Source organism: Casimicrobium huifangae (genome assembly GCF_009746125.1).
GTDB classification, from domain to species: Bacteria; Pseudomonadota; Gammaproteobacteria; order Burkholderiales; family Casimicrobiaceae; genus Casimicrobium; species Casimicrobium huifangae.
This window is the reverse complement of sequence record NZ_CP041352.1, coordinates 440,738-465,671: the sequence shown is the minus strand read 5'-3', so window position 1 is coordinate 465,671 and position 24,934 is coordinate 440,738. Positions and strand designations below refer to the sequence as shown.

Annotated in this window: 21 protein-coding genes; 12 read left to right on the top strand and 9 right to left on the bottom strand. The window is 62.4% G+C overall.

Annotated elements, in window-relative coordinates:
- The first annotated feature begins 21 nt into the window (after positions 1 to 21).
- Positions 22 to 1,167 (top strand): FAD-dependent oxidoreductase, encoded by a 1,146-nt coding sequence (locus tag FKL89_RS02110; protein ID WP_162527360.1) that lies wholly within the window; start codon positions 22 to 24, stop codon positions 1,165 to 1,167.
- 20 nt (positions 1,168 to 1,187) lie between these two features.
- Here FKL89_RS02110 and FKL89_RS02105 read toward each other — a convergent pair whose 3' ends face one another.
- On the bottom strand, positions 1,188 to 1,994 hold the full coding sequence (locus FKL89_RS02105; protein ID WP_156861070.1) for an enoyl-ACP reductase FabI: 807 nt from the start codon (positions 1,992 to 1,994) through the stop codon (positions 1,188 to 1,190).
- A 148-nt stretch (positions 1,995 to 2,142) separates the two neighbouring features.
- Here FKL89_RS02105 and hslU point away from each other — a divergent pair, with 148 nt between their 5' ends.
- The 6 genes from hslU (at position 2,143) to FKL89_RS02075 (ending at position 11,924) form a co-directional block, all read left to right on the top strand.
- Positions 2,143 to 3,474, top strand: coding sequence for an ATP-dependent protease ATPase subunit HslU (gene hslU / locus FKL89_RS02100; protein ID WP_181955213.1), 1,332 nt, complete (start codon positions 2,143 to 2,145; stop codon positions 3,472 to 3,474).
- Positions 3,471 to 4,775, top strand: a complete 1,305-nt coding sequence (locus FKL89_RS02095) for an MFS transporter (RefSeq protein ID WP_156861068.1) — start codon at positions 3,471 to 3,473, stop codon at positions 4,773 to 4,775. The genes hslU and FKL89_RS02095 overlap by 4 nt, the downstream gene beginning before the upstream one ends.
- Positions 4,776 to 4,777: 2 nt before the next feature.
- Positions 4,778 to 5,656: an AEC family transporter gene (locus tag FKL89_RS02090; protein WP_156864508.1), complete on the top strand. Its 879-nt coding sequence runs from the start codon at positions 4,778 to 4,780 to the stop codon at positions 5,654 to 5,656.
- A 10-nt stretch (positions 5,657 to 5,666) separates the two neighbouring features.
- On the top strand, positions 5,667 to 7,049 hold the full coding sequence (locus tag FKL89_RS02085) for an NAD(P)H-dependent oxidoreductase (protein WP_156861067.1): 1,383 nt from the start codon (positions 5,667 to 5,669) through the stop codon (positions 7,047 to 7,049).
- A 281-nt stretch (positions 7,050 to 7,330) separates the two neighbouring features.
- The gene (locus FKL89_RS02080; protein ID WP_156861066.1) at positions 7,331 to 9,742 is read left to right on the top strand and encodes a TonB-dependent receptor plug domain-containing protein; all 2,412 of its coding nucleotides are present in this window, start codon (positions 7,331 to 7,333) and stop codon (positions 9,740 to 9,742) included.
- A gap of 193 nt (positions 9,743 to 9,935) precedes the next feature.
- Complete coding sequence (locus FKL89_RS02075) at positions 9,936 to 11,924, top strand: S9 family peptidase (RefSeq protein ID WP_156861065.1); 1,989 nt, start codon at positions 9,936 to 9,938, stop codon at positions 11,922 to 11,924.
- A 102-nt stretch (positions 11,925 to 12,026) separates the two neighbouring features.
- Here FKL89_RS02075 and FKL89_RS20295 read toward each other — a convergent pair whose 3' ends face one another.
- The 3 genes from FKL89_RS20295 to FKL89_RS02060 all read right to left on the bottom strand — a co-directional run bounded on the left by FKL89_RS20295 (position 12,027) and on the right by FKL89_RS02060 (position 16,290).
- On the bottom strand, positions 12,027 to 13,478 hold the full coding sequence (locus FKL89_RS20295; protein WP_238363465.1) for a hypothetical protein: 1,452 nt from the start codon (positions 13,476 to 13,478) through the stop codon (positions 12,027 to 12,029).
- Positions 13,479 to 13,702: 224 nt separating this feature from the next.
- Complete coding sequence (locus tag FKL89_RS02065; RefSeq protein ID WP_238363464.1) at positions 13,703 to 15,268, bottom strand: B12-binding domain-containing radical SAM protein; 1,566 nt, start codon at positions 15,266 to 15,268, stop codon at positions 13,703 to 13,705.
- Positions 15,269 to 15,315: 47 nt separating this feature from the next.
- The gene (locus FKL89_RS02060) at positions 15,316 to 16,290 is read right to left on the bottom strand and encodes a hypothetical protein (RefSeq protein WP_156861064.1); all 975 of its coding nucleotides are present in this window, start codon (positions 16,288 to 16,290) and stop codon (positions 15,316 to 15,318) included.
- On the opposite strand from FKL89_RS02060, the gene FKL89_RS02055 reads away from it, so the two are divergent.
- Positions 16,289 to 16,528, top strand: coding sequence for a hypothetical protein (locus FKL89_RS02055; protein ID WP_156861063.1), 240 nt, complete (start codon positions 16,289 to 16,291; stop codon positions 16,526 to 16,528). The genes FKL89_RS02060 and FKL89_RS02055 overlap by 2 nt on opposite strands.
- Positions 16,529 to 16,801: 273 nt before the next feature.
- On the opposite strand, the gene FKL89_RS02050 is transcribed toward FKL89_RS02055, so the two are convergent.
- On the bottom strand, positions 16,802 to 17,128 hold the full coding sequence (locus FKL89_RS02050; protein ID WP_156861062.1) for a hypothetical protein: 327 nt from the start codon (positions 17,126 to 17,128) through the stop codon (positions 16,802 to 16,804).
- Positions 17,129 to 17,358: 230 nt separating this feature from the next.
- Here FKL89_RS02050 and FKL89_RS02045 point away from each other — a divergent pair, with 230 nt between their 5' ends.
- The 3 genes from FKL89_RS02045 (at position 17,359) to FKL89_RS02035 (ending at position 21,645) form a co-directional block, all read left to right on the top strand.
- Positions 17,359 to 18,030, top strand: coding sequence for a LuxR C-terminal-related transcriptional regulator (locus FKL89_RS02045; RefSeq protein WP_156861061.1), 672 nt, complete (start codon positions 17,359 to 17,361; stop codon positions 18,028 to 18,030).
- Positions 18,027 to 19,949, top strand: a complete 1,923-nt coding sequence (locus FKL89_RS02040; RefSeq protein ID WP_238363463.1) for a sensor histidine kinase — start codon at positions 18,027 to 18,029, stop codon at positions 19,947 to 19,949. Before FKL89_RS02045 ends, FKL89_RS02040 begins: the two co-directional genes overlap by 4 nt.
- A 109-nt stretch (positions 19,950 to 20,058) precedes the next feature.
- Entirely contained in the window at positions 20,059 to 21,645 is a 1,587-nt protein-coding gene (locus FKL89_RS02035) for a gamma-glutamyltransferase family protein (RefSeq protein WP_156861059.1), read from the top strand.
- Between the two features lie 78 nt (positions 21,646 to 21,723).
- Here the strand turns inward: FKL89_RS02035 and vapC are convergent, their stop codons facing one another.
- Together vapC and FKL89_RS02025 are read right to left on the bottom strand one after the other, a co-directional pair.
- Positions 21,724 to 22,131 carry a type II toxin-antitoxin system tRNA(fMet)-specific endonuclease VapC gene (vapC, locus tag FKL89_RS02030; RefSeq protein ID WP_156861058.1) on the bottom strand — a complete coding sequence of 136 codons (408 nt, stop codon included), beginning with the start codon at positions 22,129 to 22,131 and terminating at the stop codon, positions 21,724 to 21,726.
- Positions 22,132 to 22,362: an antitoxin gene (locus FKL89_RS02025; RefSeq protein WP_156861057.1), complete on the bottom strand. Its 231-nt coding sequence runs from the start codon at positions 22,360 to 22,362 to the stop codon at positions 22,132 to 22,134. It abuts the gene before it with no gap.
- Between the two features lie 149 nt (positions 22,363 to 22,511).
- Between FKL89_RS02025 and FKL89_RS02020 the strand changes: the two genes are divergently transcribed.
- The gene (locus FKL89_RS02020) at positions 22,512 to 23,237 is read left to right on the top strand and encodes a nitroreductase (RefSeq protein ID WP_156861056.1); all 726 of its coding nucleotides are present in this window, start codon (positions 22,512 to 22,514) and stop codon (positions 23,235 to 23,237) included.
- Positions 23,238 to 23,314: 77 nt separating this feature from the next.
- Here the strand turns inward: FKL89_RS02020 and FKL89_RS02015 are convergent, their stop codons facing one another.
- Positions 23,315 to 23,890 carry an isochorismatase family protein gene (locus FKL89_RS02015; protein WP_156861055.1) on the bottom strand — a complete coding sequence of 192 codons (576 nt, stop codon included), beginning with the start codon at positions 23,888 to 23,890 and terminating at the stop codon, positions 23,315 to 23,317.
- 39 nt (positions 23,891 to 23,929) lie between these two features.
- Positions 23,930 to 24,850: an AAA family ATPase gene (locus FKL89_RS02010; RefSeq protein ID WP_238363462.1), complete on the bottom strand. Its 921-nt coding sequence runs from the start codon at positions 24,848 to 24,850 to the stop codon at positions 23,930 to 23,932.
- Between the last annotated feature and the right edge of the window lie 84 nt (positions 24,851 to 24,934).

Sequence of the window (24,934 nt, the reverse complement as noted above, 5' to 3'; positions counted from 1 at the left end):
TAGTCGAGCTGGCGCATTGCCGTGAAAGTGCTGATCATCGGTGGCGGTCCGGTCGGGCTGGCTGCGGCGCTCGCGTTGCGCGAGCGCGGCGTCACCAGCGACATCACCGTGCTCGAAGCGGCGCCGCGTGGTCAGCAGACCTTTGGCGATCGCAACATCGCGCTGTCCGCGGCATCGTGGCGCTTCCTGAAGCGGATCGGCGTGACGGTGCCGGACGGCCAGCGGGCGCCGATTCACGAGGTTGAAGTCAGTCAGCGGGGCGCTTTTGGCCTGCTGCGGCTCGACGCTCGCGAGGTTGGCGCACCTATGCTCGGTGCCGCCAGCCCGTATCCGGCTCTGAAGACCGCTTTCGACGACGCGGCCAACGCAGCCGCGATCAACATCCTCTACAGCGCGAAAGCAGTTGCGGTTCGTCATGAAGGCACGCATGCCGTTGCACGCCTCGAAACTGGCGAATCGCTGCGCGCGGACTGTGTGGTGCTGGCCGATGGCGCGGGCTCTGATCTGTTGCCCGAGTTCCGGCGTATCGAGCGCAACTCCGGGCAGCTCGCCGTGATCACCCGCGTCAGTGCCGCACGCCCGCGGCCCGGCGTGGCGATTGAGCGCTTTACGGCAGGCGGTGCGCTGGCCCTGGTGCCACGGGCTGACCAGCAGTGGACAATGATCTCGGCTCGACCGCAGGTCGAGGGTGAACGGCTGCTGCAGCTTGACGCCAAATCGCTGCAAGCCGAAATCAACGTGGCCGCCGGCGGCTGCCTGGGCGAGCTTGCCGTGCAGGCGAAGGCCAGCAGCTACCCGTTACTGTGGCGGGTGGTAGAGCCGCGCGCCAGCGGCTGCGTGGTGGCGATTGGCAACGCCGCCCAGGGCCTGCATCCGGTCGCAGCCCAGGGGCTCAACCTTGGTCTGCGCGATGCGATGGAGTTAGCTGATTGCCTGCAAACGGTCAGCGGCACGAGTGGTGCGCCCGCGATTGCTGCGGCGCTCAGCCGCTACGCCCGTGCCCGAGGTATCGATCGTGTGCTGCGCATTGGGTTCTCCGGTGCGCTGGCCTATGGTTTTGATCGCGGTGGCTGGCTGGCCGATGTGCCGCGCGGCCTGGGCCTGACGGCCCTGCAACTGGTGCCGCCATTGAAACGCGAGTTGATCCGGAAACTGGCGCTCATCTGAGCGCGCAGAACGCGGTAGCCCTATTCCTTGGGCTTTTCGCCGCCGTCGTCTAGGCCGGTTGCCATGTGCGAGAAACCGTTGTCGACGTAGAGGATTTCGCCGGTCATCGCGCTCGCCCAGTCTGATAGCAGGAACGCGGCCACGTTGCCCACCTCGTCGGCCGTGATGCCGCGCTTCATCGGTGTGGCGTCAGCGAACTTCTTGAGCATGGTGGAGAAGCCGGCGATGCCCGATGCCGCCAGTGTCTTGATCGGACCGGCGCTGATGCCGTTGACGCGGGTGCCCTCCGGCCCGAGCGATGCCGCCATGTAGCGCACGTTGGCCTCCAGCGCCGCCTTCGCCACGCCCATCGTGTTGTAGTTGGGCAGGGCGCGCACTGCGCCAAGGTAAGTCAGCGTCAGCATCGAGGCATTGCGCCCCTTCATCAGCGGCCGCGCGGCCTTGCCCAGCGCTGCAAAGCTGTAGGCGGAAATGTCCATCGCGGTCATGAACGAGCTGCGCGACAGGCCATCGAGAAAGTCACCGGCAATGGCATCGCGCGGCGCGTAGCCGATCGAGTGCACGACGCCGTCGAGCCCCCCCCATTCGGTGCCGAGCTTGGCGAAAACGCCGTCGATCTCGTCCTGCTTCGTCACGTCCATGCTCATGATGAGGCCGCCGCCCAGCTCCGGCGCCAGCTTCTCCACGCGCTCCTTCATTGCTTCACCGGCGTACGTGAAGGCCAGCGTCGCGCCTTCGCGCTTCAGCGCCTTGCCAATGCCGTACGCAATGGAGCGGTTGGACAGCAGTCCGGTCAACAGGATTTTCTTGTCTTGCAGGATGGGCATGGCGCTCCTCTTTCTCGTTCGCCGCTGGCCGCGGCCACCCGAATAGTTTCGTTTTGACTGACAACGATTGTAGGCGGATGACCTGTGGTCGGCCGGCGCGGCTGCCCGCCCCATAAAATCGCTCTATTGCCGTCTTCTCCGCCGTTCCATGTCGCTCCCCATGACCCCGAAAGAAATCGTCCACGAGCTGGACCGGCATATCGTCGGGCAGGCGGCGGCGAAGAAGGCGGTTGCCATCGCGCTGCGCAACCGCTGGCGGCGGCAGCAGGTGCCGGAGCCACTGCGGCACGAGATCACGCCGAAGAACATCCTGATGATCGGGCCGACTGGCGTTGGCAAGACCGAGATTGCACGACGGCTGGCGCGGCTGGCCAATGCGCCCTTCGTAAAAGTTGAGGCCACCAAGTTCACCGAGGTCGGCTACGTGGGTCGCGACGTCGACACCATCATCCGCGATCTCGCCGAGGTCGCGATCAAACAGACCCGTGAACAGGCGATGAAAGCGGTGCGTGACCGCGCGCTCGACGCCGCCGAGGAGCGGGTGCTTGATGCGCTGCTGCCGCCGCCGAGTGCGGTCAACTTCGACGACCTGAAGCCGACCGATAACGCAACGCGGCAGAAATTCCGCAAGATGCTGCGCGAGGGACAGTTCGACGACAAGGAAATCGAGATCGAAGTCGCCGTGGCCGCGCCGCAGATGGAAGTGATGGCGCCACCGGGCATGGAGGAAATCACGCAGCAGATCCAGGGCATGTTCTCCAACATGCAGCAGGGCCGACGCAAGATGCGCAAGATGCGTGTCGATGAGGCGATGAAGCTGCTTCAGGACGAAGAAGCGGCGAAGCTCGTCAACGAGGAAGAGCTCAAGCAGACCGCACTGGATAACGCCGAGCAGAACGGCATCGTCTTCCTCGACGAGATCGACAAGATCGCCGCCCGCCAGGACACACATGGTGCCGACGTGTCGCGCCAGGGTGTACAGCGCGACCTGTTGCCGCTGGTCGAGGGCACCACGGTCAACACCAAGTACGGTGCAATCAAGACTGATCACATCCTGTTCATCGCCAGCGGTGCCTTTCACCTGAGCAAGCCGAGCGATCTGATCCCCGAGCTGCAGGGCCGCTTTCCTATCCGCGTCGAGCTCAGCGCCCTGACCGTGCAGGATTTCGAGCGCATCCTGACCAGTACCGATGCCAGTCTGACGCAACAGTACGCCGGCCTGCTGTCCACCGAGCAGGTGACGCTGGACTTCCAGCCGGATGCCATCCGCCGCCTCGCCGAGATCGCCTGCACCGTCAACGAGCGGCAGGAGAACATCGGTGCCCGCCGCCTGCATACGGTCATGGAGCGGCTGCTGGAGGATGTGAGCTACACCGCCGATTCACTCACCGGTGAAACGGTGCACATCGATGCCGCGTTCGTCGATGACAAACTTGCGGGCATCGTCCGCGACGAAAACCTTTCGCAGTTCATCCTTTGACCAACTCAGCCCCCACCCACACCGCCACCCCCGGGGCGGTGCCTTCGCTCGCCACCGGCCCCTTCCTGCTGCGCGTCAGCCTGCCGCTGGCGATCGCCTATCTGATCAGCTACGGGTTGCGCACGGTTAACGCGGCCATCGCGCCCACGCTCACGCGCGAGTTTGGCCTCGACGCTGCCGATCTCGGCCTGCTGACGGCTGCCTACTTTTTGTCATTCGCGCTGACTCAGTTGCCGCTGGGGGGCATGCTTGACCGCTTCCGTCCGCGCCGCGTCGAAGCTGCGCTGCTGATCTCTTGCGCCACCGGTTGTGTGGTGTTCGCGACCGCAGAAGCGACGTGGGGACTGATTCTCGGGCGCGCGCTGATTGGCATTGGTGTCGCGGCCTGCCTGATGGCGGCGCTGCGAACCTTCGGCCTGTGGCTTGATGCCAGCAAGTTGCCGACAACCAACGGTCTGATGCTGGCCGTAGGCAATGCGGGGGCCATCCTGTCTACCGCGCCAGTGCTCTGGCTGTTGGGCATGATCACCTGGCGCCAACTGTTCCTCTCGGTGGCAGTGCTGACGGTAGTCGTCGCGCTCTGGCTCGCGTTTGCAGTGCCCGATCCACCGGCGGCGCCAAAGACCGCCACCAGCGGCAACCCTTCAGCGCAACCGGCCGGATGGTCTGCTGTGCTGCGCTCACCGCTGTTCTGGGCCATTGTGCCGTTGCCCTGCCTGACCAATGCCATTGGCCTTGCCGTGCAGGGCCTGTGGGCCGGGCCGTGGCTGGTCGATGTGGCGAAACTGCCAGCCAATGCCATCGGTGGCGATCTGCTGCTGATCTCGGCCGGCATGCTGGTGGCCAATATCGCGCTCGGCAACGTGATGGGGCGACTGATGCAGCGCGGTATCTCGCCGGTCATCTTCTGCTTCGTCGCCTGCTTGTTTGCCGGCATCGGTCAATGGGCCTTTCTGCACTCGTGGGGTGGTTCACCGGCGCTGGTGATGACGATCTTCGGACTAACCCATGTATCGGGGAACCTGCTGTTCGCCGCATTGTTTACGCGCTTCGGCAAATCGGTTCACGGACGCGTCTCGACGTTGATCAACTTCCTCATGTTCGGTCTTGGTTTCGCGCTGCAGTGGGGCATCGGGCTGATCGTGAACCGCTATCCCACCGGCACGCCGGGCCGCTATGAGGCGGCTGGTTACGAACAGGCCTTCCTGTGGCTGTGGGGGCTGCAGGCGCTTTGTGTGGTGTGGACACTGCTGCGTCTGCGCAACCCTGCGGTGCGCAACGAAGGGGTGGTGCAGCCGTGAACATCGCGCTCCGGATCGTTGAAATCGTCCTGCCGGTGCTGGTGATCATCGTCATGGGCTATGCCATCGGGCGGCTCTGGAACAAGCCCGACATGCGGGTGGTGAATCGCCTCAACCTCGATGTCTTTGGGCCATTTCTGGTGCTCGCAAACCTTTCCGACAAGAGCGTGGATCTGGTGTCGCTGTGGCCGCTGGTGGTGGCATCGATCGTGATCGTGATCGGCTCCGGGCTGATCGCCTGGCCGTTTGCCAAAGTCTCGCGGCAAGACCCGCGCACCTTTGTGCCGCCGATGATGTTCAACAACTGCGGCAACATGGGGTTGCCATTGGCGCTGTTCGCCTTCGGGCCGATTGGCGTCGCCGGCATGGTGGCGCTGTTCACCACATCCAACCTGCTGCATTTCACGCTCGGGGCCTTCATCGTGCATAAACACGCCGAACTGAAGCTGCTGGCAAAAAGCCCGATGGTGTGGGCCACCGTGATCGGCGCTGCGCTGGGCCTTACCGGCACGCATTTGCCCGACAGCGTGCATGCGCCGATGAAGATGATCGGCGACTGCACCATCCCGGTGATGCTGCTCTCGCTGGGCGTACGCATGCTGGACGTCAAGCGCGAGGACTTTTCCAATTCGCTGCTCGGCGCCGCCGTGTGCCCGCTCACCGGCCTGTTGATGGCAGGCATCATCGTGCAGTATCTGCCGATGAGCAAGGAGCAGATCGGGCTCGTCTATCTTTTCGGCGCGCTGCCGCCCGCCGTGCTCAACTTTCTGGTGGCCGACTACTACAAGCAGGAACCGGAGAAGGTGGCCTCAATCGTGCTCGTGGGCAATATTGCGAGCATAGTGTTCATTCCGCTAGGTTTGTTGTTTGCTTTGAAATAGAAAGACTGCGATGAACCTGCACGCTCTGCTCAACCAGCGTCAAACCGCTGGCAAGCCCATCCGCGTCGGCCTGATCGGCGCTGGCAAGTTTGGTTCGATGTATCTGTCGCAGGTGAAGCACACGCCGGGCATTCATCTGCTGGCGGTGGCCGATCTCGACCCTGCGCGTGCGAAGGCGGCGCTCCTGAATGTCGGTTGGGACGCAGCCAGGCTCGGAGCGACATCATTCCGTGACGCCCAGGCCACTGGCAACACCTTCGTCGGCAACGATGCCTTTGCAATGATCACCGCGCCAGAGCTGGATGTCATCATCGACGCCACCGGTTCACCCGCACACGGCATCGCGCATGTGCTGGCCTGCTGTGACGCGAAGAAGCACATCGTGATGGTCAACGTCGAGGCCGATGCCCTGGCCGGGCCACTGCTGGCACGCAAGGCGCGCGAGGCTGGCATCGTGTACTCGCTGGCCTACGGCGACCAGCCGGCGCTGGTGTGCGAGATGGTGGACTGGTGCCGCGCAGCGGGTTTCGAGGTGGTGGCTGCGGGCAAGGGCACCAAGTATCTGCCGCAGTATCACGAGAGCACGCCGGCGACCGTGTGGCCGCATTACGGCATCGCGCCCGAGGACGCTGCAAAAGGCGGCATGAACCCGCAGATGTTCAACAGTTTTCTCGACGGCACCAAGAGCGCCATCGAGATGACCGCGATCGCCAATGCCTGTGACCTGACGCCGCCGCGTGGCCTGCTGTTCCCTCCCTGTGGCGTCGACGACCTCGCGCATGTGATGCGGCCACGCGGCGTCGGCGGCCTGCTCGACGGTCATGGCATGGTGGAGGTGGTTTCGAGCGTGGAGCGCGACGGTCGCCCGGTGTTTCGCGATTTGCGCTGGGGCGTATATGTGGTGTTCCGCGCCGGCAGCGACGCCGGGCGCGAGTATGTGCGCCGCTGCTTCAAGGAATACGGTCTGGTGACCGACAAGACTGGCGAGTACACGGCGATGTACAAGCCCTATCACCTGATCGGGCTGGAGCTTGGCATCAGTGTGGCGAGCGCTGGTCTGCGTGGCGAACCAACGGGCGCGCCGCTGGCCTGGTGGCACGATGGCGACTTGCGTTGGCGTGCCGACGTGGTGGCCACCGCCAAGCGCGATCTGAAGCACGGCGAGGCGCTCGATGGCGAAGGCGGCTTCACGGTGTACGGCAAGATCCTGCCGGCGCGGGAATCAGTCGATACCGGTGCGCTGCCGTTGGGCCTCGCGCATGGCTGTCGGCTCAAGCGCAACGTCGGTGCGCACGAAACCGTACGCTGGGACGACATCGAATTCGACAGCGCCCATGCGCTGCAGCAGCGCGCTATCGAATTCCGGCGAGCGATGGAAACTCATCTGGCCTGACCGCAGTTTGTCCCGCCAGCATTTGGCGGATTCGTGTATTCATCTTTTTGATGAAACCCGCATCCGATTGCGGCCTTTTTTCTCATTAACTGAAAAGTCGACTTTCTGCCATTTGGAGACGATGCCCTTATGCGACGGGCTTTGACGGCAAAGGCTGTTGCCGTTGCAAATCGTTGACCGCAGCCACTTGCGCCCCGTACACTGAATTTTCCGAGCGTCGGCCCCGATGTGTGCAGTTGGCCGCCGCGACCTCACTCACATCCTGCACGGGGTACCCTGAAATGACAACAACGACAACACTGCGGCGGGCTATCCTGCTCAGCCTCTACGGCGCCGCCAGCGCCACTGGTCTCTCCTCCACCATCGCCACGGCACAAACGGCGCCCGCTGCCGAGAAAAAGGACACCACCGTCGTCGAAACGGTCACCATCGTCGGCACCCGCCGCGTCAACGCTTCGGCCACCGACACCGTGGTGCCGGTGGATTTCATTCCGATGTCGAAATCGGCCGAACAGGGCGGGCAGTTCGACCTCGCGCAGTCGCTGCAGTACATCTCGCCGTCGTTCAACTCGACGCGCCAGACCGGCGCCGATGGCGCTGACCTGGTGGACTCCGCCGCGCTGCGCGGACTCGGCTCCGACCAGACGCTGGTGCTGGTCAACGGCAAGCGCAAGCACACCACGGCGCTGGTCAACCTGTTCGGCGCCCGCAACCGCGGCAATACCGGCACCGACCTCAATACCATCCCGATGCTGGCCATCGACAGCGTGCAGGTGCTGCGCGACGGCGCGGCGGCGCAATATGGCTCCGACGCCATCGCCGGCGTGATCGACATCACGCTCAAGAAGCGCGCCGGCTGTGAGGCCGTACTCGGTTACGGCCAATATTCGGCGGGTGACGGCAAGAACTATCTCGCCTCCGCCTACTGCGGCTTCGCTACCGGCAACGGCGGCACCACCGGCATCACCGCTGAATTCCTTGACCGCGGCCGCAGCAACCGCGCCGAGCCGGGCAACCCGCGCATCATCGGCGACACCAAAACGCAAAACGCCACGCTGTACGTCAACGGCGAAGTGCCGGTCAGCGGCGCCGCCAAGCTCTACTACACCTTCGGCTACCAAACCCGCGACGCCTCCTCGGCGGCGTTCGCCCGCGGCGGTATCGGCAGTGATGACATCCCCTCGCGCAACTCGGCGGCCATGTACCCGGACGGCTTCGTGCCGTTCATCAACGGCGACATCGAAGACCGCTACATGACTGTCGGCTACAAGCGGCAGATCGGCGAGTGGAATGCCGATTTCTCGCAGACCTATGGCTACAACAAACTCAAGTACAACATCAGCAACACGCTGAACGCCTCCATCGCCAACTACGACCTGCTGCACGGCGGCGCGGGGCGCAGCCCAACCGCATTCAACGCCGGTGGTTTCTCGTTCTCGCAGCTCACCACCAACGCCGACTTCAGCCGCTTCTTCCCGGGCGTGGCCAACGGCATGAACGTCGCCTTCGGTGCCGAGTACCGGCGCGAGAATTACCAGATCTTCGCTGGCGAACTGGGCTCCTACAACGACGCCGACGGCGTCGGCTTCGGCGGCAACGCCGGCAGCCAGGGCTTCCCGGGCTTCCAGCCGGGCGACGCCACCAGCAAGAGTCGCAACAGCGTTGCCGGCTATGTGGACGTTGAAACCGATCTCACCACGCGCCTCAAACTCGCGACCGCGTTGCGCGGCGAGCGCTACAGCGACTTCGGTTCCACGCTCACCGGCAAGGTGGCAGCAAGCTTCAAGGCCAGCGATCAGGTGCTGCTGCGCGGCTCGGCGAGCACGGGCTTCCGCGCGCCTTCGTTGCAGCAGGTTTACTTCTCGTCGACATTTACCGACTTCATCAGCGGCCAGCCACTCGATGTGGTGCTGGCACCCAACGGCAGCGCAATCGCCAATGCCGCCGGCATCCCGAAATTGAAGGAAGAGAAGTCGAACAATTTCACGCTGGGCATGACCTGGAATCCGTCGCGCGCGCTGGCGGTGACCGCCGATCTCTACCAGATCGACATCAAGGATCGCATCGTGCTCTCCGGCCGCTTTGACGCCGACAACTACCCATCACTCGGCGCCACGCTCGCCGCGCTTGGTGTTGGTCAGGCACAGTTCTTCGTCAACTCGGTCAACACCCGCACACAGGGGCTCGATCTCACCGTCGCGCACAAGGGCGAGCTGGGTCGCGGCAAGCTGAATACCTTCCTGGCGTTCAACTACAGCAAGACCCGCGTCACCGGCGTCAAGACGCCAGCGTCACTGGCCGGCTTTGAAGATGTGCTGCTGTCTGAGCGCGAGCGCCTGTTCATTGAGCAGGGCGGCCCGCGCATGAAGGCTACGCTTGGCTTCGATCATGCACTCGGCCCGTGGGAGACCAGTCTCAAGGTCATTCACTTCGGCTCACAGACGCTCGGCACCTTCTCGGGCACTGCCGCAGGCGTACCGAATGCGCGCTACGCGCCGAAGACCTCGGCCGATCTGGCGCTGACCTACGCGTTCGACAAGAACACCAAGGTCACCATTGGCGGCAACAACATCTTCAACGTGAAGCCGAGCAAACAGGACCCGAACGAAACCGACAACGGCTTCATCTACGACAGCGTGCAGTTCGGCCTCAACGGTGCCAGCTACTTCATCCGCTTCTGGAAGAAGTTCTAGCCATCCAAGGCAACTGGCGGTTAACGGCTTTTCGCCGAGACCGCCAGTTCAATGGGCGTGGCGCCCGATTTGACGTTGTGTCGACTTTAGCGCCTTTCCGCGCTGAGCCCCATTAAAACAAGGATTCCAGCGTAGAGCTGATAACGGTAGCTTCGCGTGGTTCGCGCGCCGTTCAGGTTACGCCCATGACCCGATGAAAATCCTCTCCCGTTTGCCCCGCCTCGCGCTCACCTGGCTTGTCATTTGCGTGCCTCTGGCGGTTCAAGGGCAAGCTACGACAGCCGGCAGCGGCTACAAGACCGCCGCCGATATCCCGGTCGGTGAATTCTTCCGGCTGCCACGCTATTCGCAAATGGCGATGTCGCCGAACGGCCGCAAGCTGGCAGCAGTCGCGCCGGTCAACGGTCGCGAAAACCTCGTCGTCATCGATCTCGACAGCAAACAGTCGACCGCAGTCACTGACTTCAAGACGGTGGACGTCAACTGGTTCACCTGGGTGGACGATGGCAGGCTGATTTTCCGCGCGTCAAACCGTGAACTGGAAACCGGCGTCTGGCGACGCGGGGCGATGATCGCCATCGACACTGATGGAAAGAATTCGCGCAACCTCGCGCAGGACGTACGCGGCAGCTTCGACATCCTCGCCCGCACCCGCGACGGCAGCGGCGAGTTGATCATCAGCACGCACCTGCGCGACATCCAGTCGGAGGACGTCTATCGCTACGACACCCGAACCGGCCGCACCAAACTGCTCACGTTTGATTCACCCGGCCGCGTGGCCGACTGGGTACTTGATCACCGCCTTGAGCCCCGCATCGCGATGCGAGTGGAGCCACGTGAGTCCGCCGACAAGGCCCGCAAGCGCACGCTCTGGCACCGCCAATCCGCCGCCGATAGCTGGCTGCAAATCGGTGAACTAAGTGGCGATCTCGACCGACTGCGGCCGCTTGCCTTCGACGACGACCAGACACTGTTCGTTGCCAGCCGTCACGGCGGCGACCGCAGCGCCATCTACCGCTATGACATCGCGAAGAAGCAACTGGGAGAGGTGGTTGCACAGCATCCCTGGCTCGATCTCGATGATGGTCTGGTAATTCACCCTGCGAGCGGCAAAGTACTTGGTATCCGCCACAGCGCCGAGATGCCAGGTACCAGCTGGTTCGACGAGCGCTATGCCGCCGTTCAGGCCGGCATTGACAAGGCACTGCCCGATACCGTCAACCACATTACGCCGGGCGACGATGCTGCACGTTATGCGCTCGTCTTCGCGCGCTCGGCAACGGACGCAGGCAGCTACTACATCTTCGACACGCAGCAGCGTTCGCTGGGCAAGATCGCTGCGACCCGCGAGTGGCTGCCATCGGCACTGATGCCGGAACGCCGCTTCGTGATGTACAAGGCGCGTGACGGCCTCAATATCCCGGCATGGCTGACGGTGCCGCGCGGCAGCGAAGCGAAGAACCTGCCGCTGGTGGTGCACATTCATGGCGGTCCCTGGGTGCGCAGCTATCACGGCATCCAGTGGGGGCGCTGGCCAACTGCACAGTTCTTCGCGTCACGCGGCTACGCGGTGCTGGAGCCGGAACCGCGCGGGTCCACCGGCTTCGGTTCGAAGCACTATCAGTCGAGCTTCAAGCAGTGGGGCCTGACGATGCAGGACGACATCACCGACGGCGCGCTGCATCTGGTGGCGCAGGGCATTGTCGACAAAAGCCGCATGTGCCTATTCGGCGGCAGCTATGGCGGCTACGCCGCGCTGCAGGGGCTGGTGCGCGACCCCGATCTCTGGAAGTGCAGCCATGCCTACGTGGCAGTGACCGACATCGAGCTCAAACAGAACGTGACGTGGTCTGACACCGCACGCTACAGCGACTACTACCAGACCGACTTCAAGCGCTGGATCGGCGATATCAGCGCCGATCGCGCCCGCTTCGACGCCACCTCACCGGCCAAGAATGCCGACAAGATCAAGGCCGCCGTGATGCTGACGATGGGCGGTCAGGACATCCGCGTTCCGCTGATCCACGGCACCACCTTCCGCGACGCGATGGAGAAAGCCGGCAAGCCACTCGATTACAAGGTCTACCTCGACGAGGCACATGGCTTCAATGCGCCCGGGAACGTGATTGACTTCTACACGCGCACTGAGCAGTTCTTCGCCAGGCACCTCGGCAAGCCGTAACGTTCCGACACCCGAAAAGACAAAGGGCCGCAGAAGCGGCCCTTTTCATTGCGGTCGATCAGCTGTCTGATCCACCAGCGTGGCGTATCAGGATTGCATCGCTTACGGCGCCGTTGTGTCGCTGCAGAACACCGCGCCCTCCGCAACCCAGCCCAATGCAGTCATGCTGTTGTAGTTGCCCACCGTCGTGGTGTATCGGTGGTTGCCGTCGTTCTGCGCGACACGGTTGTTGAACGACCGATAAATTTTGTTTGGGGCATAGCCAGGGCAATTACCTGAGATGGGCGTGTAGAGCGCAAAGTCATAGCCCTCAAACTGGAATGTGGGATTACCTGTGGCGATCACCGCATTGCAATCTGCCGGCTGGCCATAGAAGTGCGAGTTCGATCCACCTCGCGCTGGCGGAAGGTAGAAACGGCAGATCGGCACGCTCCCCAAGGGAGCCCCCTGCGATGGGAAGGCCAGGAAAGTTGCACCAGTGCGCTGAAACAGCTCGGGGTACTGATCAAGCAGCGCCTGTTCGCTGGGGCGGCCGGTTACAAAGTAGTGCCTCAAGCCGGGTTGATAATATTCGACCACTTTGCGGTAGCCAGCCTCGCGATCCCCGGTAACGCGTATGCCGCGCGTGCCGCGATTGATATCCAACGTCCCTGTAGTACCTTCCGTTTCGATGACGTCAGGGCATGTAGCGAGCGTGGTGCCGGAGTGAAATACATCGCCTCCACGAACAAGCTCGTGGGTAAACGTAATCGTCCCGTTCTGCTTTACAAACGCGCCACCAAAATCCCACTCCACAACCTGGCCACCACCAACGCCAGGAACCCCGAAGTTGAGGATTTTCGTCTGCGGCTCGCCAATGACGCTGCCGTCGTAACCATCCTGACGAGCGGTCAGCTTTAGCGTCCGCGCGCCGGCGCTCGACGCCTCATACCGCAACGCTACTTTGCGTAGCGTCTGGCCAGGGTAGTTCGCAAGAAAAATGCCCCGCGAAACAAAATCGCCGCCGGATCCGAATGCACAATCGTAAAACGTCTGCGGCACAGCGCGTCCACGCACCTCCAGTCCCATGCCGTTACGCCGGATGGTGCTCAGCGGCAACGAAGTATCTTCGGTTTCGTATACATCGGCGCACAGCACTGTCCCGGTGTCATAAAAAACAGCGCCCGGCCCCGTCGCCGTCATGGCGAATGTGACAGTACTGCCCGGGGTAACGGGTATGTCTCCCAATTCGTAGGTGACATCGGTGCCGACAGTCGTGCCGAGATTGACACTGGCGGTGAAAGGTTCGCCAATTACCGAGCCCGCGAAGTCGCCGAGGCGCGCGGTCAACGTGATTTTGTAACTGCCAGGTACGCTGGCGGTATGCCGCAGCTTGATGGAACGCAGGCTCTGCCCGCGGAAATTGTTCAGATAGAGACCGCGGCTGATCAGGTCGCCCGATACCGCTGCGCCCGGGGAAAACGCGCAGCTGACGAGCTGCTCGGCTGCGCTGGGTAGCGCAGCTAGCGCACCTGCAATCAGAGCCGCGCGCGCTATTGAGGAGAGAGCGATCATTTGTATATCCCAGACTATGTAAGTGTTCACTAAGACGCTGGTGGTACGGAGTATGCGACAACAGGATGCATTTGCGCTACATAAACACGCTTGGAGCCACCCCAGAACCGGCAATTGGCTACTGCTCGAAGTTGAGAATGCCCCGTCGAAGCAAATTTTGCATCCAGCTGGAACCAGAGGTCGAATGTAACGGCACTTTGCTGATTGAAAGTACTACCAGTCGCTCACGAATGATCTCGCGTGTCTGCTTGAATCAAATGTCTTCGCTGCCGGGCCGGTGTAGCGTGGCGCCCAGCCTGCCGCGAGTCGTCTGCAACCGTCAACCCGCGCGTCATGAACGAGAGCCGGCCCTTGCTGCCGCTCCTCACGTAGTCGGCCAAAATGGCCTGCTGCGCGGCTTCCGGTGCAACAGCGCCATCGGTGTGCAACCAGCGATAGACCAGATCGAACAGCCGCTCCAGCGCAATCTGATGCGTGGCACCGGTCTCGGCATAGAGCCAGTCGGCGAGCGCCATGAAGCGTGAAAAAGCGCTGGTCGGCGCTTCCTGCAGGATCAGTGGCAGCGTGTTTGTGAAGCGCCCGGAATTGCCGATCAGGTCCCAGAAGCGTGCAAAGCGGTTCACGCGTTGTACGTCAGCGAACGAGAGTTCATTGTTCGACAGGATGTTGTACGGTGGCTCCGGGTTGTAGCGCATCGCGAACGTATCGGTATGACGGATGATCGGCGTACCGCGCAGGCGCTTCAGCACGCCTACCTGAATCTCGTGTGGCCCGAGGCGCGCGAGGGTATCGAATCCTTCACCAAAACTCGCGAGCGACTCGCCCGGCAGGCCCGCGATGAGGTCCACGTGCATATGCGCATGCGTATTCGCATGCAGCCAGCGCAGGTTGTCTTTCGCCTTGTCGTTGTTCTGCTTGCGTGAGATGTGACCCTGCACTGTCGGGTTCCACGTCTGGATGCCAATCTCGAATTGCAGAGTGCCTGCCGGGAACCGGGCGATGGTGTCTTTCAGTTTGTCGGGCAGATGGTCTGGCACCAGCTCAAAGTGCGCAAAGCAGGGGTCGTCCGGTTTCGCCTCGATGCGTTCGAGGAAAAATTCGAGAATCGCCTGCGAAGTCTTGACGTTCAGATTGAATGTGCGGTCAACGAATTTGAAGGTGCGTGCGCCACGGTCGTAGAGCTTCGCCATCTCGGCAAGAAAGCGCTGCGTATCGAATGGCAGCGCTGTCTTGTCCAGCGCGGAGAGACAGAACTCGCACTTGAACGGGCAACCGCGTGAGGCCTCGACATATAGGTGACGACGCGCGATATCTTCGTCGGTGTAATGCTCGTAAGGCAGTTTCAGGTCGTCGAGTTCGAACTCTTCACCCACGTGCACCTTCATCAACGGTCGTGGCCCGTGCAATAGTGCGCGGGCGAGCTTGTTGAAGGTGACATCGCCCTGACCGGTGACCACATGGTCGGCCAGCGCAACGATGCGCTGCTCCTTCGTTTCGAAGCTCACCTCGGGGCCACCGATCACGATCCTGACCTCCGGCGCTACCGTCTTCAGCATGGCGACAAGTTTGGTCGTCTCCTCGACATTCCAGATGTAGACGCCGAAGCCGATCACCGTGGGCGACAGCGCCAGCAACTGTTCGACCAGTGTCTCGGTCTTGCTGCCAATCACAAATTCAACGATCTTCGTTTGGTTACGCAGGTCGTCGTCAAGGTTGGCAAACAGGTAGCGCAGCCCGAGCGAAGCGTGGGCGTAGCGGGCGTTGAGGGTGGAGAGGATCAGCTGTGGCACCGGCCGATTTTATTGGCTCGGTGCCACGCTGCTACCAGCGGCGCAGGTTACGGCGTTGACGGCACCACGTAGCCGCAACGTTCGAGCATGAAGCCCACCACCTTTTTGGCGCTGTTGCGTGGCGACTGGAAGGCGATATTGTTCGCCGCAACGCCCGGCGGCAATCCGAGCTGCAGGCGAGTGATGAACAGGCCATCCACCAGCGGGTTCATCACGCCGTCGCCATCGACGTCGTAGCAATTCGGTGGCGGCAAGGCATCGCCGCCTGCCCCGTCCAGCTGTACGATGATTTGCGCCGGTGTCACGCCCGACGGCTGTGCGGTGCAAGTCATGGTCGCCGTCTTGTAACCATTGCTCGACGGCCGGAATTGCACAAGCAGCTGACCGGTGCTGCCGGGTGCCACGCTAACCGCATCGGGCAATCGCATGAAGTCAGCCGCGTTGGCGCCCGTCATCACGCAGGCATTGGCCGCGAAGCCCACGTTCTGCGCATTGGTCGCGGGTGCGAACACCACCACGGGATAGGCGTAACTCGGTGTGTTGGCCGGAATCGTGGGGAAGTGAATAAACGACGGGGCGGACGAGTATTGCAAGACCGGTGCCGCCTGCTCCAGCGTGAGTGAGGCCGCGCTGATCGCGCCGGTGTCGTTAGCGCAATTGTCGATCACCTGCAAAGTCCACGTGCCGTTAAGCACCCCGGCCGTGGTCAGAGTGCTGTAGGCCGCCAGAAAACCGGTTGGCGTGGGCGGATTCACTGCGCCCGCACCGCCCACCGGCGTCGTCGCGTAAGTGCCTTCCATGATCGATCCGGGATTCGGCGCGTTGGTTGCGGCGGTCCAGATGTTGTTGCTGGTGATTGCCGGATCGACAAACACGTAGTTGCCGGACAGATCGGCACTGCTACCGACCGCAGACACCGAGACGGCGCCGATGCGTCCGAACAACGGAAAGCTGATACCCGTGGGTGAAACGAGCGTTGCGGTCAGGTCGCCTCCCCAGGGGTGTGCCGTCCCAAACGTCATGCTGACGCGAATGTCGGTCAACGCCGCTGACGTCAACCCGTTCGCGGTAAAGGTGATGTTGAGCGGTGCGCCCGGCGCCGGGCAGGTCGAACTCGTGCCGTCGGGTATCGCGCCGACATTGTTCGCCGTAAAAGTCGCTGCGCTGCAGGCAGCAATGCCCAGCACGCTGATCATCGTGGCCAATGCTCGCCATCGTGCTTTGTACGTTGCAATGAACATGTATTTATCCCCTGAATGAAATTGTTGTTGGGTGGTGAGAAGTCCCGCACACGATTGGACAAGAGGCACACCAGCAACCGCCCTTCAAGCATGTGTTTTCGTATTGAAGCCGCGGGCAGGCAGGATGGTTCCCCGTGCCTGAGTACGAGTAGCACCAGTCCGGAAGGTCTACCTATGCGTGAATGCGGAAAAAGGTCGCCACCCGAGAGGACCTTGAGCAAGAAAGGCGGATGGCGACTTTGTTCAGCACCGGTGCGCGACCGCACAGGCGGTTGCGCGCACCTGCGGATGGTTACTTCTTGTTGCCGTCGTGCTTCTGGCGATAGATGCGGCGGCTTTGCTTGTTCTGCTCTTTCTGGATCGCCTGGCGCTCAGCGCGAGTCACCTTGCCGTCGGCCTTGGCAGCGGCCTCCATACCCTGCACCTTGGCCTGGCCCGCCTTCATGCGTGCAGCTTCACGCTTTGACAGTGCGCCGCTGGCTTCGCCGTTGGCAATGCGTGCGCTCTGGTTAGCCTGACGCTGGTCAGCTACCGGCGTGGATTGCGCGAACGCGGCGGTGGCTGCAAAGCCGATGCAGGCTGCGACAGCGGTGGTAATGATGTGTTTGGCAAATTTCATGGTGCTTTCCTGGATGTGTGGTGAAGACAGTTGCAGCGACATGCTGGTATCGGAATGGACGCAGTCAAATGTGAGGTTGGCGACAGGGTGCCTGTAAGCGTTTGTAACGAACATCTGAATGCAGTAACGAACGTTTCATTGCGATGAAGCGTTCGTGTCGCGACCGGGTCCGGGCATCGCATGACAATGCGACCCGTTGATGGCGAGCGGCGGACTAAACTGGTCGTCTCATGGATCAGGTGCTGCTTGTCGAAGACGACGTTCCCACCCGCGAATGGCTGGCAGAGGTGCTGTCGGCCGGTGGTGAGCCACAGCTCGCTCACGCCTGTGGCAGCGTGCGTGAGGCGCTGAACTGGTTGCGCAGCGGCAAGCCCGCGGACATCGTGCTCACCGATCTGGGTTTGCCCGATGGCAGCGGTCTTGATGTCATCCGCGAGGCCGTGCGCCAGCCGGGGCGAGAGGTGCTGGTGCTGTCGATCTTCGGCGACGAGACCAATGTGCTGGCCGCGATCGACGCCGGCGCAGGCGGCTACCTGCTGAAGGACGGCAGCCTTGATTCCATTCGCGAACATCTGCAATGCCTGCGCAGTGGCGGTTCGCCGCTGTCACCGCGTATCGCCCGCACCCTGATTCGGCGCGCCCGCGCCGTCCCACCCACGAGCAGCGTCGCGCCCACGGGCGAAGGCCCGGAGCTGCTTTCTGAACGTGAGCGCGAAGTGCTCACCGGTATCGGCAAGGGCTTCAGCTATGCCGAGGTGGCCGATGCACTCAAGATCACCACCAACACGGTGCGCACTCATGTGCGGCGCATCTATGAAAAGCTGTCAGTAAACTCGCGGGTGGAAGCACTCTACGAATACAACCGGCGCATGACCGAGCAGGGCCGGCCCACCATCCGTTGACATCTTCGCCTGCCCCCGACCGCGTGACTGGCCGCCGCCGTGTGCTGCTGGCACTTGCTGCCTGTCTGCTGGTAGCCCTGATCATCATCATCGCCTCGCGTCTGCACCGTGGCCTCGAAGTGTCCGCTTCCGCTGCGGTGTCGGTCGTCACGGCCGAGGTGCTTGAGGCCGGAGCCGCGCGCCCGGAGATGCCGCCGCCCACGGGTTCATGGCACTCAATCACACTTCCCGACAACTGGGATGGACGCCGACCAGACTATCGCGGTTATGTCTGGTATCGATTCGCGTTGCCTCCCTCGGCACGACAGTGGCAACGACCGGCGGTCTATTTGCCAGCGGCTGGCATGAACGCCGAGCTTTGGCTCAATGGCGAGCGTGTCGGCGGCGCCGGGCATATGAGCATGCCAGTGTCGCGTCATTTCTACACACCGCAACTGATCGAGTTGCCACGTTCTGCGATGGCAGGTGCCGGAGATGGCCAACTGCTGGTGCTGCTCGCCGGATACCCTGGTTATCGCAGCGGCCTGGCGCCAGTATGGCTGGGTGAGCACGACGATCTGTACGACGCCTTCCGGATGCGTCGCTTCTGGCAGACCGAAGGCAATGCGGCCACCATTATCGTCAACATCACGATTGCGGTGTTCGTGCTGGTGATCGGTTGGCGTGACCGGGAGCACAGGGCTTACGTCTGGTTCGGTGCGGCCGCGCTGGTGTGGGCGCTGCGCAACCTCAACTACTGGGTGACCAACCCCGCGATTCCCGATCTGCTGTTCGCCGAGCTTTGCGTCAGCGGCGCGGCCTGGTTCACGGCACTGTTTGCGATCTTCGCGCTGCGCTTCGCGGAGGCCAATCAGCCCGGCTACCGGGGGCCGCGCTGGCTACCCAAGACTGCACTCGTCTACGCAGTGGTGGCAACCCTCTACTTTGTATCCGCTGCCGACTACGGCCGCGCCAACGCAGGCTTTGCAGCGCTTGCGGCGGTCGGCGTTGCGCTCACGGCCTGGAGCATGTTGCGGCTGGTGCTGCTCGCCATTGCGCGACCGTCGGCCGACATGGCAGCGGTTGCCTGCGGTGCCTTGATCTACCTCGTGTTTTTGCTCAACGACTACGAGATCGGCACCAACAGCAGCAGTCTGGGCGAGATCTTCCTCCGTCAGTACGCGTCGTTGCCGCTGTTCTTTGCCATCACGGCAACCTTCGCGCAGCGCTACATGCGCTCGCTGCAGCGCACCCGTGACCTCGCCGCGTCGCTGCAATCGCAAGTGGACGCGCAGCGTCTGCAACTTGAGCGCAGCTTCGAGCAACTGCGCGAGGCTGAGCGGGAGCAGGCGCGTACCCAGGAGCGCGCCCGCGTGATGGGGGATCTGCACGATGGCCTCGGCATGCATCTCGCGACCGCACTGCGGCAGGCGCGCGCGCAGGATGCGCCTCGGGATGTGCTGGCCAGCACCCTGCAGGATTGCATGGACGAATTGCGCGTTGCCGTCGATTCCCTTGACGAGCACGAGCGGGATCCGCTGGCTTTGCTCGGTTCCCTGCGCTTTCGCATGGCACCCCGCTTCGAAGCGCTCGGCGTGCGGCTGGACTGGAAAGTCGCTGATGACCTTCGTGAACTGCCGGTGCTTGACCCGTCCTCGGCGCTGCATCTGCTGCGCCTTGTGCAGGAGGCGCTGGGCAATGCGCTTAAGCACAGCGGCGCATCGGTGGTTACCATGTCGCTCGGCCCAACCGCTGACGGCACCCTCATCCAGATTGCTGACAACGGCTCCGGTTTTGACCCGTCAACGGTACGGCACGGGCGCGGCATGGGGACGCTGCAAAGCCGTGCCCGACGGATCGGAGCGGAACTCACATGGCAGCGCGCGCCGTCGGCCATGACGCTATCCCTGCTGCTGCCGCGCGCAAAGCCGGCAAGCTGAGGAGTCACAGGCACGCAGGCGCAAAGCCGGGGCCTTGAAAACGAGACAGGCAGCGACGGCACCGCTACGCCGACGATAATCATGGCTGACGCCCAGATCACCGAACTTCATGTCGTTCAACTACACCCGCCCGTACCCCGGTGGCCGTTCGCCGCTGATGACCCGCAACGCCGTCGCAACGACGCATCCGCTGGCTGCACAGGCAGGCCTGCAGATGCTGCGGGCGGGGGGCAATGCCATCGACGCCATCATCGCCACCGCTGCAGTGCTCACCGTGGTGGAGCCTTGCAGCAACGGCCTCGGCAGTGATCTCTTTGCGCTGATCTGGAGCCCGCAGGACAAGGCTTTGCATGGCCTCAACTCGTCGGGCCGATCGCCGCAGGCATGGACGCCAGACACGTTCAAGGGCATGGACAGCGTGCCGATGCGCGGCTGGATGAGCGTGTCCGTCCCCGGCGCCATTGCCGGTTGGGTGGCGCTGTCGAAGCGTTACGGCAAGCTGCCGTTCGCCGATCTGCTCGCCCCCGCCATCGATATCGCCGAGCGCGGCTACATGGTCACGCCGATCATCGCCAGCCAGTGGGCGCGCGCCGTGCCGATCCTGCAGATCCAGCCCGGTTATGCCGAGCACTTCATGCCACATGGTCGCGCACCGCTGCCGGGCGAACTGTTCCGCAACCCGGCGCAGGCGGAATCGCTGCGGCTGATCGCCGAGAGCGAGGGCGAGTCTTTCTATCGTGGCCAACTCGCCGCGCGCATCGTCGCTCATGCCAAGGCGCATGGTGGCTTGATGACGGGGATCGACCTCGCAGCCCATGTGGCTGACTGGGTGGAGCCGATCCGCATGGGCTATCGTGGCTACGAAGTTGCCGAAATCCCGCCGAATGGCCAGGGTATCGCAGCACTGATGGCACTGGGCATGCTGGACGATTTCGACCTCAAGGCACTCGGCCCGAATCACCCCGACTATTGGCATCTTTCGATTGAAGCGATGAAGCTCGCCTTCCGCGACGTGCACGCGCAGGTGGCCGACCCGGAGTACATGAACGTCTCCGCCAGCGCGATGCTTGATCGCGACTTCCTGAAGAGCCGCGCGAAGCTGATCGACCTGAAGCGCGCGCAGGATTTCTCGCCGAGCGCCGAGCTGCGCGGCGGCACCGTTTACCTCAACGCGGCCGACGAGAGCGGTCTGATGGTGTCGCTGATCCAGTCGAACTACTACGGCTTCGGCTCCGGCGTCGTCGTGGACGGCATCTCGCTGCAGAACCGCGCCTACGGCTTCACGCTGGACCCAGCACACCCGAACTGCGTCGCCGGTGGCAAGCGGCCGTTCCACACCATCATCCCCGGCTTCATCCTGAAGGATGGCCAGCCGGTGGGGCCATTCGGCGTGATGGGCGGCCACATGCAGCCGCAAGGGCATATGCAGACGGCGATCCGCATGATCGACTTCGGCGAGAACCCGCAGGCCGCGCTCGACGGGCCGCGCTTCCGAGTCGAGCAGGGCCTGGAAGTGGACCTTGAGCCGTGGACGCCCGCTGACGTTCGCGCCGAGCTCGCCGCGCGCGGCCACAAGCTGAAAGAGAACAAGGACAGCTACATGGATTTCGGCTCCGGCCAGATCATCTGGAAAACGGCCGACGGTTACATCACCGGCAGCGACCCGCGCCGCGACGGTTGTGCGGTGGGGTTCTGACCGGTTTCCGAAAAGCCCACTTCTGTCCCACCCGCGAAATCAGTAGCGCAGCGTGACTCGCCGCGCTACAAAACAAACCTAAGCGGCCCAGTTCTCCACCGCCAGACCTTCAACCCGGCGAAATTCGCGCTCGTTGTTGGTCACCAGTACCCAGCCCTCCGCACGAGCATGGGCGGCGATCCACAGATCGTTGTTGCCGATTGGCTGCCCGGCCCGCTCCAGCGCGACGCGAATCTCGCCATAGTGCCGGCCGGCTGCCTCAGTGAGTGGCATCACCTGAATCAGCGTCACCAGCTGATGGAGTGCGTCGAGTGATCGCGTTCGGATCTGGCTCTTTTCTGCGCCGTGCTGAAGTTCGCCGAATGTAATGACCGACATTGCGAGCGCATCAGCCGCATGCGCTGCGAAGCGCGCTCGAACATTCGGGGGATTGTGCTTCGCGATGTAAATGCAGATATTGGTGTCCAGCAGGTAGCGAACACCCATCTACAGCCCCTCGCGCGTCTGCGGCGGCGTATCCGCGCGCCCATCGGCCATGAAGTCGTCTGGGAACTCAGCCAGCGCATCGAATATCACGGCCCCAGTAGCGGGCCGTTCGCGCAAGATGATGTCGTCGCCTTTTCGGAAAATCTCAACGCGATCCGACTTGAACCGGAATTCCTTCGGCAAACGCACCGCCTGACTGTTGCCAGACTGGAAGATGCGAGCGATGGTCATGGCGGCCTCCGAGCAAGGATATACGTCAAGTATATACGTCGTGCTGCGCCGAACACACGCCCCAATGTCCTGCTTCGCCACGTTCCTCGCTACGATTGCGGCTCATCGGCAGATCGCCATCTTTACAGACACGCATACAGTCAAACCGCATGAGTCAACTTCAGGTAACCACTCGCATCCATGACCCGGCAAGCGTGGACGCCGCCATTGAAAGCCGCTTTTCGGCGCGCGCCTTTTTGCCCACACCGGTACCGCGCGAGACGATTGCCGACATCCTGCGCGTGGCAGCCCGCGCGCCCAGCGGCACCAACACGCAGCCGTGGCATGTGTACGTGGTCGAAGGCGAACCGCGTCAGCGCATCGAACGTGAAGTGTGCGCTGCGCACGATGCCATTCGCGCCAACCCGGCGCTGGCGGGCGACTACCGCGAAAGCTACGACTACTACCCCGAGCAATGGGTGTCGCCGTACATCGATCGTCGTCGCGAAAACGGCTGGGGGCTTTATGGGCTGCTCGGCATTACCAAGGGCGACAAGGATGCGATGCACGCGCAGCACCAGCGCAATTTCAAGTTCTTCGATGCGCCGGTCGGACTGTTCTTCACCATTGATCGCGTGATGGGCCGCGGCAGCCTGGTCGATTGCGGCATGTTCATCCAGAACGTGATGGTCGCTGCCCGCGCCCGCGGTTTGCACACCTGCCCGCAGGCGGCGTGGAACGGCTTCGCGAAGATCATCGCACCAATCATCGGCATGGGCGAGGGCGAGCTGATGGTGTGCGGCATGTCGCTCGGTCATGCCGATGAAAGCGCGAAGGTGAACACCTTTCACACGCCACGGGTGGCGGCCGAGGATTTCACCCGCTGGGTGGGCTGACCAACCGCTACCTACTATGTAGGCTGGGTCATGACCCAGCCTACAAAACGCTTGGGCTCGCAGTCAATCCTGCCTGGCTAGCTGTTTCCCCCGGTTCCACCAAACACCACCTCTTCCGCCGCTGCAACAGCGTTGCGTCGCCCCGGATACTGCAGCCACTTCATCGTGACGTTGAGATCGCGCACGATGGTTGCAGCGTCGATCCTGGTGCCATTGCCGAGATCAAGGTCTGAGGTGGTGTGTGCGTCCTTCACCAGCGTGAGGTCGTAGCCGCGCTCCAGTGCGCCGTATGCGGTAGCGCGGATGCACCAGTTGCTCTGCGCGCCCGCCAGCACGATGTGCGACACGCCCGCCTGCGCGAGCAGTTCGTCAGTGTTGGTCTGTTCGAACGACGAGTTGAACTGCTTGTACACGCGCGCCTCGCCCGCTGCCGGCACCAGCGCGGGCACCCACTGCCAGGCATCGCTGTCGCGCTTCAGTTCATCGCTCTCGTGCTGCACCCAGATCACCGGCACTTGCGCCGCGCGGGCGCGCTCCACCGTGCGGGCCACATTGGCGATGGTCTGCGCGGCGTTCTCGCATTCCTGCATCACGCCCGCCTGCACGTCCACGACCATCAATACGAGTTTTTCCACGGATCGTACAGTTGCCATGTTGAGCTCCCAGCAACAATTGCCGATAGTATCGCCTCGTTAGGACGCTACAGCAGCATCAATCTTCACCATAAGGTCATCGAATTCTGTACCAATCGCGTCAATATATTTCTCGATAACCAACGCTCGAACGAACTCTTCATCTACTTTTGCTTCACGCGCAATGTGCTCAGCGATTTTGTGGTGATCGGAAATTTCATCGCGGGCAAGCAGCCAATCAAGGTCGACGTCATACTTTTTCGCGACAAAATCCTTGACGGCGGTGTTGTCAAACACTTCTCGTTCAGGCGGAAGCGTACCGGGAAATGAGTACAACCATTCCTTCGGTGCCGGACCGACGTCGGCATCTCGAACGCCTATGGCCTTCAAACCGGCGCGTCGTAAAACGCCTACTGCCTCGCGAACTGCACCTTTGTCACCGATAGCGTGTACGGAAATTGCGATCAACAGGTTCGGGCGTTTGACGCGAACTGCTTCAGTAAGAAGCACCCGCGCGAATACGTCTTCCACGCAGATGTGCAGCTGGCCCTCACGTCCACGTGACAGGATCGAACGTATCTGGTCGGCAGATATGCCATTCCGGATTTCCACGCCGTTCGAATCTCGCACAATCAGCTTACGAGCTTGCGAAGGCAATGCTTTCAGGATGACACTCGAGTGCGTTGACAAGATGATTTGGTGATGACGTCTCGCACATACGTCGAGGAGATACTTTGCAAACTCGTACTGCGCGCTTTCGTGAAGCGACGTTTCCGGCTCCTCCAAGATAAACAGACTTTGTTCGGGTGACGTCTCCAGCAAATCAACTGTGTACAGCACTCTACCTTCACCAAAGCCCATATTATTTTCCGAGTAGGAGTAGCCAAGTCGGACGGCGATGCCGATTTCAGATGTCTTGTCCTTGTGAGAGATTCCCTGAAAGGACACTTCGTCGTACTGATGGCCGATGATTCTGGCCATTCTCGATATAACGTTCGCGTCGATCTTACGCTGCTCTGTAAATAGTAGGTTGGCGCCACCGTACACACTTAGGTCTCGACGTTC

Coding starts and splice junctions, on each gene's coding strand:
- FKL89_RS02105 (WP_156861070.1), bottom strand. CDS start 1,994: ATGCCCATCCTGCAAGACAAGAAAATCCTGTTGACCGGACTGCTGTCC.
- hslU (WP_181955213.1), top strand. CDS start 2,143: ATGTCGCTCCCCATGACCCCGAAAGAAATCGTCCACGAGCTGGACCGG.
- FKL89_RS02085 (WP_156861067.1), top strand. CDS start 5,667: ATGAACCTGCACGCTCTGCTCAACCAGCGTCAAACCGCTGGCAAGCCC.
- FKL89_RS02080 (WP_156861066.1), top strand. CDS start 7,331: ATGACAACAACGACAACACTGCGGCGGGCTATCCTGCTCAGCCTCTAC.
- FKL89_RS02075 (WP_156861065.1), top strand. CDS start 9,936: ATGAAAATCCTCTCCCGTTTGCCCCGCCTCGCGCTCACCTGGCTTGTC.
- FKL89_RS20295 (WP_238363465.1), bottom strand. CDS start 13,478: ATGATCGCTCTCTCCTCAATAGCGCGCGCGGCTCTGATTGCAGGTGCG.
- FKL89_RS02055 (WP_156861063.1), top strand. CDS start 16,289: ATGCTGACGCGAATGTCGGTCAACGCCGCTGACGTCAACCCGTTCGCG.
- FKL89_RS02060 (WP_156861064.1), bottom strand. CDS start 16,290: ATGACGTTTGGGACGGCACACCCCTGGGGAGGCGACCTGACCGCAACG.
- FKL89_RS02050 (WP_156861062.1), bottom strand. CDS start 17,128: ATGAAATTTGCCAAACACATCATTACCACCGCTGTCGCAGCCTGCATC.
- FKL89_RS02045 (WP_156861061.1), top strand. CDS start 17,359: ATGGATCAGGTGCTGCTTGTCGAAGACGACGTTCCCACCCGCGAATGG.
- FKL89_RS02035 (WP_156861059.1), top strand. CDS start 20,059: ATGTCGTTCAACTACACCCGCCCGTACCCCGGTGGCCGTTCGCCGCTG.
- vapC (WP_156861058.1), bottom strand. CDS start 22,131: ATGGGTGTTCGCTACCTGCTGGACACCAATATCTGCATTTACATCGCG.
- FKL89_RS02025 (WP_156861057.1), bottom strand. CDS start 22,362: ATGACCATCGCTCGCATCTTCCAGTCTGGCAACAGTCAGGCGGTGCGT.
- FKL89_RS02020 (WP_156861056.1), top strand. CDS start 22,512: ATGAGTCAACTTCAGGTAACCACTCGCATCCATGACCCGGCAAGCGTG.
- FKL89_RS02015 (WP_156861055.1), bottom strand. CDS start 23,890: ATGGCAACTGTACGATCCGTGGAAAAACTCGTATTGATGGTCGTGGAC.
- FKL89_RS02010 (WP_238363462.1), bottom strand. CDS start 24,850: ATGGCCAGAATCATCGGCCATCAGTACGACGAAGTGTCCTTTCAGGGA.